This window comes from Moorena sp. SIO4E2, assembly GCF_010671945.1.
In the GTDB taxonomy this organism is placed as follows: Bacteria; Cyanobacteriota; Cyanobacteriia; order Cyanobacteriales; family Coleofasciculaceae; genus Moorena; species Moorena producens.
Map to the genome: position 1 here is coordinate 1 of NZ_JAAHIE010000248.1, position 9,255 is coordinate 9,255.

Genomic DNA, 9,255 nt, shown 5'->3' on the forward strand with positions numbered 1-9,255 from the left:
ATTGAACATGGTTACAGGGTTTTTCAAGTAGATGAGGTACAGTCTTTATTGGCGCTAATTGCCTTTAAGACCTTCTTACCTTTCTGCCCTCTGCCTTCTGCCCTCTGCCTTAAAAGGATAAGCAAAGTACCTCACCCAATGGAAAACTGCTATAATTGCCCTTGCTAGAAGCTGGAAAACCTATCTTATTATTGAGAACCCAGTTTCTGTAGCCAGTCTTGACCCAACTGAATGGTAATATCTGAGGAAAAAGCACCGGTGCTTTCCACCCGCACTTCCCCAAATCCCAAATAGTTACGGATAGTGGCAGCACTTTCATCGTCTCCCTGTTGGGCAATAATGCGAGTGGTGCGCAATGGTTCCCTAGACAATTTCTGATCAATACGAACATTCTGGTAGCCAGCTTGGTTAAGTTTCCGGAGCATAGCTTTAGCGACTTCAGAAGAATCTGTAGTGTATTGAATCGCAATCCGCAGGGATGTGGAGTTGGCATTGGAGTAATAGGTATAGCCTTGACCAAAGTGCTGACCCACCATCTGCTGGATGCGGCGGTGGTTTGGCAACCAGTAACTGGCTTGTTTCTTGCCATCGTTGCTAAATCGACCAGGCAGCATTAGCATTTGGACATTGGCTCGTTTAGTCTTGGTGGCAAAACCCGCTAATGCCACTAGCTCTTCTACACTTAAGTTGGTGTCAATGTGGGACTGAATAACTGAGAGGATTTGTGGGATTCGTGCGATAGTACTAGGTTTTAGTGCCTGTTCTACCAATGCCCTCATCAGCATTTGTTGCCGCTGAACTCGACCAATATCCCCATACTTGTCGTAGCGAAACCGCAGGAACTGCATCGCTTTATTACCATCCAGGTGCTGTCTGCCTTTTTTGAGGTTGATATAAAGGTGTTGAGAGTGGTCAGTGTACTTCATATCCTTGGGAATATAGACCGTAACTCCTCCCAAGGCATCCACCAGTTTTTCCACACCCTGAACGTTTACTCGGATATAACGGTCAATGGGCACATCATCGAGAAGATCACTGACCGCCTTTGCTGTGAGGGCAGGTCCGCCAAAATAATTGGCAGCATTGAGCTTGATTTTACCATGTTTCTCAATACGAGTTTGAGTATCACGAGGCATCGACAGCACTTTGACTTTTTCCCCATTTGGGTCAAACCGTAGCAGGAGCATGGTATCTGACAAACCCTCTAAGGAATTGACCAGAGCGTGGTATCCCAGGTCTACTTCTGGGGGTTGCTTGAGATCAGAGGTTAGGACTTTAATACCAAGAAATAAGATATTAACTGGTCGAGTCAACTCCGGCAAGTGCATGCTGTTGCTGGAGATGGTTTCTTCTTGGTTAAATACAGATTTCTCGTCCGGAGTCAGTTCATTTTGCAGCAAAGGGGTACTTGCCAGGGATACAGCTAGGATTGCACCTGCTGCCGCAGATGACATGGCCACTGCGGTAAAACCTAGCCAAAGCCAGAGCAAATTCCCTCCCTTGACTTTTACCTTTTTTCTGCGAACGGGGCGAGTAGGTCTTCTCACTACACGGCGTTTTCGATAAGTTCTTTGAACTGGCACTGGGCTTCCTCACACACAGGCAATAGGGATGGTATTGACAGAAGAAGACTATTCACTGCTGACCGGTTTCACATGCTTGACCTGGAGCTTCCATCTTAAGGTTTAGTATTAATACTCTATAGCAGGTTTTTTAACAGGTTGCTGCCTGATCAGGTAAATTTTCGATCAAGCTTGCCCAATCCGTCAGTCAAAACCATCATTAGAGTACATCATTTATTTAAGTAAACCCCTAGACTAGGACAAATACTTGCCCAGGATTCCTTCAGAGATCCGGCTAATCCAAGGCAGGCGTGGTGACTGGCGCTGCCATAAGCGCACCATCACAGCGAAACTGACCAGAAAATAGCCAGATGTCAGCATAGCATTGAGAAACAGCAAGCGTAATGTCCAAAATTCCGACAATTGTGCTCCTGCTGATAATAAACTGTACCCTAGCAACCAACCAAAGGCCAAGGTGACGGACAAGCGACTCACCGTTTTTTCCTGTCGGTTTCCCTGAGAGTGGTACAATGTCCACAGTGCTGGAAACAAGCCAAAGATGGGGACAAGGTAAATAAATAGCTGTAAGCGCTGATTATCGTGATTGTCGGTAGAATTAGTCTTTTTCACATTATGTTCCATCCGCAGCTTGCCTTAAGAATCCCTCAAACCCCATGACTTGGTGGTTTTACCTCTTATCATGACATTACCTAGTGGTTATTCACCAATGGCAATAATATAGTAATAGCAATAGGGCAATGGCAACATGGATAATCAACTAAGCTTCATTCTCAAACTCGTCATCCTCTCCACGATAATTTCTGTTATTATTAAATACGTTGCCCCCAGTGTACCCATTGCCGCTACATCCGTTAATGGGATGATCGGGATCCTGGCTCCAACGGTGATTTTAGCGATCGCATTAGTAGGTCGAGCCTGGAGCTATCGGCAGTTTGATTGATAGGCTAGTGGTAAGCTCACCTAAGTTTCGCGGCGCACGATCATAGGTTTCCCGAGAGGTTAAGACAGACCTTGGCTCAATCCTGATGGTGAAGACGATTCCAGTCACAGAACTTAGCTTGCATGACGTGAAGGTCAAATTTGACCTGACCCCAGCAGAGGATGACGAATTTTTCCGAGAGTGGCAGGACGAGTTACCAGAACTTACCGACACTGAACGGCAGTCCTTAGAGCAAGTTAAGGCTCACATGCTATACCTGGAACAGTACCCGATGGTGGAAGACATTGTCAAAATGGTAGTGCTGTCTCCCTTGTTAGGACTAGCGGGTTTTTATGGTTCTCCCTTTCACCTCAAGACAGAGGCCGCAATAGAAATTGCCGCTGTTGAGGAGCACGAAATCCTGCGGGGACGTATTGATGTGTTGGTGCTACAAGAGCAGTTGTGACTACTCCTACATCAAATCAAAGATTATGATGTAGGCGCGCTCTTACTCACGAATGAGACTTACTGTTCCTCGATATCCTGTATCGATTTACCACAGCCATTGAGCGGCAGTCCAACCGCCATCAATCTATCATACCAAAACCAAGAGACCCCGTCAGGTAATTCCCCTCCCGCCCATGAAGCGCGGGTATAACGGGAGACCCCTTACCTGTTTAGTTGGGTATTAGCGATTGAATCGAAACAAGCTGGTTTCTCTCTCAAGTCAGCAATTCCTCAGGCATTGACCTACATGATGGCTAATCCTAATCAGTTGCGCCCTAGTTTTGGATTGGTGACTAATGGCACTAATTTCCGGTTTTTGAACAAAATGTTTCGCGCAGTCCTCACCCATAATCTATGATTTGGGTGGGGTAAGCGAAACCAACAAACATCGCGCAGCGTCCTTATTCAGGGGTCTCTTGGTTTTTTACGTACTCAATCAGCAATCAAACGGTCATAGGCCCTTGTGTTCCTACACTAATGATTGCATAACTGCCAGACCAGAATTGAGGTAATGATCCCCAATAGAACTTAGATAAATGCTCCGCGAACTTGAAGCGTAGCCTAGGAGAAGTAACCGTCAAAACATTATTAACTAGCTTCGACAATCCTACTGACGGGTGTGCTTCAAAGAGAATATGTACATGGTCAGCAACACCAACAAACTCTACTAGATCGCACTCCCACTTCCCAAGAAGTTGTTTGAGTATAAGCTCGATTCTGATTAAAGTGATATATAAGCCGAAACGCACTGTTGCTGAGGGTTTTTAGCGGTAGCATAGAAAAATTTTCTTAACCGTCTTGACAACTAAGATTATAACTGGTAGACCAAGTGTAGACGGTTCGTTAAACCCAAGCCCATGAGCAAAAAAAGAAGTAACAGGAGAACTAAAAAGAAAAAGAAAAAGGAGGCTGACCTGATGCGGACGGACGTTTGGAGCCTTGTGGCAACACAAGAACAAAAGCACCAGATGCAACTAACTGTCAATGAGTACCGTGCCTTCCTAACGCCTCTAGTTCTCATATTCAACGCTCAATGGGCTAAACTAGCTACTCTGTCTTCTACAGAACGGATAAATGCTGTGGAGAAAATGATTCATGCCACAGCAAAAAATCCAGCTCCTAAACATAACTATTATCAAAAAGTTTTAGATAAAAATCCTTCTTTTAGAAAGTTTCCTAGTTATTTAATAAGAGCAGCTATAGCTGACGCTATTGGGATAGTTTCTAGCTTTCAGACTCGTTATAGAGAGTGGCAGTCAGGCATTAGAAAACATCGTCAGGCCTTACCCCCTCGTTTAACGGCTATGTGCAAAAGCTATCCAGCTTTATATCAAGGTCAGCAAATTAAATATGGGGTGAACTATGGCACAGTAGACATAAAGGTCTGGGATGGAACTGATTGGGTCTGGCTAAAAAATATAAAAGTCAAGAAACATGGAGGTAATAGACATTTAACAAAAGGAAATCAACTGTGTTCGCCTGCTCTTGTAATCGACAATAAGAAGTGTCAACTATCCATGCCAGTCGAGGTAAAGCAAGTGGAGAGGCAGGAGGCAGAATATATATGTAGTGTAGATTTAGGAATCAATAACGCTGCTGTAGCAGCTATCGTAGGTCGCGATGGTACTGTAAAGGCGAGAAAATTTATCAATCCCGCCAGAGACATAGACTGTCGCAATAGACGGAGAATGAAAATTGCCAAAAAGGCAAAACAAACCAGTAACATAACCGGGAAAAAATTACCAAGAGGTTTCTGTAAAGGTCTTGAACGCAAGTCTTCTAATCTAAATTTGGAGATTGGCAGAACGGTAGCCAGAGAGATTGTTAAATTTGCCTTGTTACATGGAGTAAAAGTAATCGTATTAGAAAATCTCTCTGGCTGGAAAGCTAAAGCAGGTAAGAAAGGGTCATTGATGAAACAGAAGTTTCATTTATGGTGCCATAGCAAAATCGGCGAGCTTATTAACGATAAGTGGACGGAAGTAGGTGGGGTTGTTCAAACAATTAACCCTAAATACACCAGTGCGGTAGCTTTCGATGGTAGCGGTAAAGTCTTGAGAAGTAAAATCAATTATTCACTTGCCAAATTTTCTACAGGAAAACGGTATCATGCCGATCTAAATGCTAGTTATAATATCGGGGCCAGATACTGGTATTCCGTAATTGTAGGAGATAGGCATTTCTCTAGGGTGTTCGATAGCAAAAGTTCTAACGGCACATCGAGAACGCCGATTGTCCTGGGGACGCTTAGGAGTCTAGCTACTTTTAAGCGCACGAATCCCCACCCATAATCTTCGATTTGGGTGGGGTGCGTTCAAACTAACCAAATCCGGTAGACCGATGTATGCTCTTTCCGATGAGTTTACCCTCTATCGTGGCAATGACTGGTATAATGTGCTTAGGATCCTCAAGCGAATTGCTGAATTGGTAGTGATGTGAACTATAGGAGTTCTCAAGTGCTGTGAGGTACTTTCTTCCTGGGTTTTAGGGAGCAGGGAGCAGGGAGTAGGGAGTAGAGAGTAGGGGGAATAAAATTGACTGTAAGCGATCGCGTAGCGGCTCTCAAAGAGCATCGCTCTAGGATTGTTCTGCATGATTTGTACCTCTGATCGGTTCTTTGACAATCATTGTTCCCTCTTCTCTGGTAAGCTATCAGCTGTCAGCCTTTAGCTGATAGCTGATAGCTAAATCCAAATGCGTTCGCTTAGCGGCTCCATTGGAGCATCGCGTAGCGTGACTTTAGGTCAATCGCTTACATTTATGGCGCTATACAAAAAAAAGCCTGCACTCAGCAGGCTACCGATGTTTTCAGAAAGATTTAGTTGATATAAGCGTGGTCAAGTCCAAACCATAAATCAACCAACGACAATGTACTCACTATTCACCGCAGCGGTTAGTGTGCCCTGATCCAGCAAAGCCTGATAAACCATCGCAGCTACCTCAGCACGAGTAGCCTCACGCACAGGATTGAGCTTCCTCTGGTCAGGGGAATTCACCACAATCAGTTTTTTAGTAGCCGTTATGACTTGATCTTTGGCATAGCTGGGAATCTTGTCTTTGTCATCATACAAATCCAAAGCATTGGGGTCTGATTCGTTTAAACCCAAGCCATTTACTAAGGAAACAATCACATCCGCTCGCTTAACATTATCGGCCTGTCCGAAGTTGCCATTACTGTAACCAGAAAGGAATCCACCGCGATAGGCTTTTTGAATCGCATCCTTAGCCCAAGACTTATCACTGACATCTTTGAATTGCTTGGCTTCCCTTTTCGGTGAAGGGTTGAACGCTTTGCTAATCAAGGCCGCATATTGAGCACGGTTGATCTTATCATCAGGTTTAAAGTTACTGTTGTCAACACCTGAAATCATACCTTCTGACAACAATTCCTGAATAAACTCTTTCGCCCAGTGGTCTTGAATGTCTGCGAATGTGGGTATCCCGTCGTCTGGAAATTTAACAATATATTGATTAGTAATAGCGCTGACTTTATTAGCATCCACCAAGGCTTGATAAACCATGGCAGATACTTCAGCACGGGTAGCATTGCGAGTGGGGTTGAGTTGCCTGAGATTGCTGTGATTTACGATAATTTCCTTTTTGGTTGCGGTTTTGACAGCCTCAATGGCGTAGCTAGGAATGGAACCACTGTCATCGTAGGCTTGTAAGGCATTGGGACTGGCAGCCGTTAAGTCTAACCCATTCACCAGTGAAACAATTATTTGGGCACGCTGAACCTTGTCTGTGGGTTTGAATGTCCCCCCAGGGTAGCCAGAGAGGAATCCACCACGATAGGCTTGTTTAATCTTTTCGTAAGCCCAATAAGTGGAAGGAACATCACTGAAATTTTTGGCCTCCCTTTCAGCTGAAGGATTGAAAGCATTAACCAACAAGGCCGCATATTCAGCACGGGTCATTGTTTTCTCTGGCTGAAAGGTGCCATCAGGGAAGCCACTAATATACCCTTTACTGTACAATCCCTCGATGAAATCCTCTGCCCAGTGACCACCAATATCCGTTAACTTTTTAGGTGGGTCAACAGGGTCAACAGGGTCAACAGGGTCGACAGGGTCGACAGGGTCGACAGGGTCGACAGGGTCGACAGGGTCGACAGGGTCGACAGGGTCGACAGGGTCGACAGGGTCGACAGGATTAGGAACTTCAGCGATCGCGTCATCAATTTGAACCGGACCACTGGCTTTTGAGGCAACTAAAAAATTGCCCACTGAAATCAGCTTAACCGTGGTGTAATTTTTTAAATCAAACTCACCGTTGTTACGCAGTACGTTTTCCCCTGGGTCTCCTGCGGTTCCCAAATCTGGCAAACCCTTGCCAGAAACTGACAGACCAAATCTTTCGTTGTTTTCAATCCGATTCTTACGCAGTATCGGTCGAGCGTCCCCAGAAACCACTATCCCAAATATGTTTTCAGAGGTTTGGTTCTCGACCAGCCTTGGCGCTGCATTACTATCAACAGCAATGCCATTACCCATTTTTTTACAGGTATTCCCTTGGATGTTCCCTTTGGCATCCCTGGTAATCGATATCCCTTGGCCCTCTATACCGCTACCAATGAAATTATTATCTTTAATTTCTGGTGTGGCTTCACCAGTGACATTAACCCCTTCTCGATTGCACTCTTTGAAGGTACAATTAGCAACGATAGGGCTACCAGACTCAATCCAGGCCCCAGTGCCTCTGCGCTCACGATTGGTCATAGTTACTCCCCTGAGGTCGGTATCCTTAGCTAGGATAAGGGTCACGTTTTGACCACCACCGAAACGGGTGTTGAACAATCCGTTGCCTTCAATTAAGATGTCCTTGCCTTTGTTGGCTTCATCCCCTATAATTTTTACACCGGAGGGAGCTTTCAGCGGAAAGGTTTCACCACTGGCTGTATTATAAGTACCAGGTTTTAGTTGAATCTGGTCACCTGATCCAGCTGAATCGAAGGCTTTAGTAATAGTTTTAAAGGGCGTAGATTCGCTACCATCAGCGCTATCACTTCCAGTAGCTGGATTGACGTATAGAGTTGCCATAATTTAGGATTACCCAAAACGCTTAAGAACACAGCAAAACTGCGGTGTCACCCATGAGAGGGTTCACCACTTGCTAATTTCCTGAGCAGGAGGCTAACTTTCTTTAGAAATACTCTTAAGAATTGTTACCCAGATAGTGTGCCTGCTTTTATTGCTTATATCTCACAGTTTAAGCTCGATTTTCACTAAATGTCCATTGAGACTTAAGCAGATTTACTCTGGATTTCTTGTTCTGGCAATGTCAGAATCTCTACACCGTCAGGGGTGACAACTATAGTGTGTTCAAATTGGGCAGAAAGTTTGCGATCGCGTGTTACAGCTGTCCACTTATCAGCTAATATCTCCACTTCGTGGGTACCTTCGTTAATCATGGGCTCGATAGTGAAAACCATCCCAGCCCGGAGGCGTTTTCCTTTCCCTCGGGTGCCATAGTGAGGAATTTGGGGAGCTGTATGGAAAATCTTGCTAATCCCATGTCCAACAAAGTCTCGCACTACGGAAAAGCCGTTGGACTCGGCATACTCTTGGATAGCAGCACCAATATCGCCAACCCTTGCTCCTGGCTTGACCTCAGCAATGCCCCGCATCATACATTCTTCAGTAACTTCCACCAGCTTTTTTGCTAGGGGTGAGGGGGTACCAACAAAAAAGGTTCTAGAGGTATCCCCGTGATATCCATCCACCTTTGGTGTTACGTCTATATTAATGATGTCCCCATCTTTAAGGATTTGCTTCCCGTTAGGGATACCGTGACAGACAACTTCATTGATACTGGTACAGATAGATTTAGGAAAGCCCTGGTAGCCTAAGGGAGCACTGATTGCCCCATGCTCTTTTGTCCAGCGCTCAGCTTCATCATTAATCTCTAGGGTGCTTACCCCTGGCTTAACCATGGGTTCTAAATGGTCTAACAGTGCAGTGGCTAAGCGTCCAGCAAGACGCATTTTAGCTATTTCTCTACTGGATAAGAGCACAATTCTTTCAGCTGCCATGAGTTTTTATTCCGTCAATTACCCCAAAACCTGGGAAAAATTATACTATTTGTTGTTTTTTTAATTGTACAATAATATGATCCCTAATTAACGCGGGTTGGCTTGAGAGCAATAGGTAAGGTACATTCTGGATTTTAGGGAATCGGGAATCGGGAATCGGAACCCACCCCTAACCCCTCCCAGGAGGGGAACGGGAATCGGGATTCGGGAATCGG

General features: G+C 45.0%; 9 protein-coding genes. 3 read left to right on the forward strand and 6 right to left on the reverse strand.

Going from position 1 to position 9,255, the window contains the following annotated elements:
• Nucleotides 1-188: 188 nt before the first annotated feature.
• Complete coding sequence (locus tag F6K37_RS22450; protein ID WP_287252246.1) at nucleotides 189-1,583, reverse strand: LCP family protein; 1,395 nt, start codon at nucleotides 1,581-1,583, stop codon at nucleotides 189-191.
• Between the two features lie 234 nt (nucleotides 1,584-1,817).
• Nucleotides 1,818-2,204, reverse strand: a complete 387-nt coding sequence (locus F6K37_RS22455; RefSeq protein WP_008181625.1) for a hypothetical protein — start codon at nucleotides 2,202-2,204, stop codon at nucleotides 1,818-1,820.
• A gap of 124 nt (nucleotides 2,205-2,328) precedes the next feature.
• Between F6K37_RS22455 and F6K37_RS22460 the strand changes: the two genes are divergently transcribed.
• Entirely contained in the window at nucleotides 2,329-2,523 is a 195-nt protein-coding gene (locus F6K37_RS22460) for a hypothetical protein (RefSeq protein ID WP_008181624.1), read from the forward strand.
• 85 nt (nucleotides 2,524-2,608) lie between these two features.
• On the forward strand, nucleotides 2,609-2,968 hold the full coding sequence (locus F6K37_RS22465) for a hypothetical protein (RefSeq protein WP_008181623.1): 360 nt from the start codon (nucleotides 2,609-2,611) through the stop codon (nucleotides 2,966-2,968).
• Between the two features lie 484 nt (nucleotides 2,969-3,452).
• Here F6K37_RS22465 and tnpA read toward each other — a convergent pair whose 3' ends face one another.
• Nucleotides 3,453-3,758, reverse strand: coding sequence for an IS200/IS605 family transposase (gene tnpA / locus F6K37_RS44735; RefSeq protein WP_008181621.1), 306 nt, complete (start codon nucleotides 3,756-3,758; stop codon nucleotides 3,453-3,455).
• Between the two features lie 108 nt (nucleotides 3,759-3,866).
• Between tnpA and F6K37_RS22470 the strand changes: the two genes are divergently transcribed.
• The gene (locus tag F6K37_RS22470) at nucleotides 3,867-5,300 is read left to right on the forward strand and encodes an IS200/IS605 family accessory protein TnpB-related protein (protein WP_287252250.1); all 1,434 of its coding nucleotides are present in this window, start codon (nucleotides 3,867-3,869) and stop codon (nucleotides 5,298-5,300) included.
• Between the two features lie 78 nt (nucleotides 5,301-5,378).
• On the opposite strand, the gene F6K37_RS22475 is transcribed toward F6K37_RS22470, so the two are convergent.
• The 3 genes from F6K37_RS22475 to map form a co-directional block, all read right to left on the reverse strand.
• On the reverse strand, nucleotides 5,379-5,603 hold the full coding sequence (locus F6K37_RS22475) for a hypothetical protein (protein ID WP_131826884.1): 225 nt from the start codon (nucleotides 5,601-5,603) through the stop codon (nucleotides 5,379-5,381).
• Nucleotides 5,604-5,864: 261 nt separating this feature from the next.
• Nucleotides 5,865-8,048 (reverse strand): S-layer homology domain-containing protein, encoded by a 2,184-nt coding sequence (locus F6K37_RS22480; protein ID WP_287252252.1) that lies wholly within the window; start codon nucleotides 8,046-8,048, stop codon nucleotides 5,865-5,867.
• A 203-nt stretch (nucleotides 8,049-8,251) separates the two neighbouring features.
• The gene (gene map, locus F6K37_RS22485; RefSeq protein WP_008181613.1) at nucleotides 8,252-9,040 is read right to left on the reverse strand and encodes a type I methionyl aminopeptidase; all 789 of its coding nucleotides are present in this window, start codon (nucleotides 9,038-9,040) and stop codon (nucleotides 8,252-8,254) included.
• Nucleotides 9,041-9,255 lie beyond the last annotated feature (215 nt).